The sequence below is a fragment of the Dellaglioa sp. CoH-57-MRSF-20 genome (genome assembly GCF_056781955.1).
This window is the reverse complement of record NZ_JBXAXV010000070.1, coordinates 1-556: the sequence shown is the minus strand read 5'-3', so window position 1 is coordinate 556 and position 556 is coordinate 1. Positions and strand designations below refer to the sequence as shown.

1 protein-coding gene is annotated in these 556 nt (G+C 56.5%); it reads left to right on the top strand.

The genetic code is table 11. The features are described from left to right. Window positions 1-88 precede the first annotated feature (88 nt). Window positions 89-556 (top strand): hypothetical protein (locus AC1RPN_RS08140; protein WP_481763707.1); only part of this gene is annotated, 468 nt, incomplete at its 3' end.

The window sequence follows — 556 nt, the reverse complement described above, 5'->3', positions numbered from 1 at the left end:
ATCCCTTTCTTTTTGCCCGGCGCTCGGCATGCGCACGAGGTTCCGACTTCTGCCAGCATCCGGCGCGTCCATCAGGAATGCCGCCATCATGTCTTTTCTCTCCGATGCAGTATCGAGAGCCACCCAGCAAATCAAGACTGGTGTGAACTCGCAAATTGACCGTCAGGTCCAAGGCGTTAAGGGCGCAGTACAGAGCGCGGAAAACGCGATCGTCAACACGGCCTCTCGCGTCGTAAATAATACAGTGAACGCAGCACTAGGGTCCGCCATTGGCGCGGCTGGTGAGCTGCTTTCTGGCAATACAGGTGGCGCTATCGCCGCGCTGGCTAACGCACCTGAAAACATTTTGGCTTCAGCTTTGAGTGGGCTCGGCGGTTTTGCCGGGCCTTCGTCGATTGCGCTTGCTGGTCCCGGTACTCTCGGGGAAGTCAGCAGCAACGGCGGCATCATCGAAGGCGACAATCTGTTTGGAGCTATGAACCGAACGGACCCGATGATGGCATATTCTTGGTACTGCCAACTACCTATCGTTGGTCCAGGTTCTACGCAAACACCA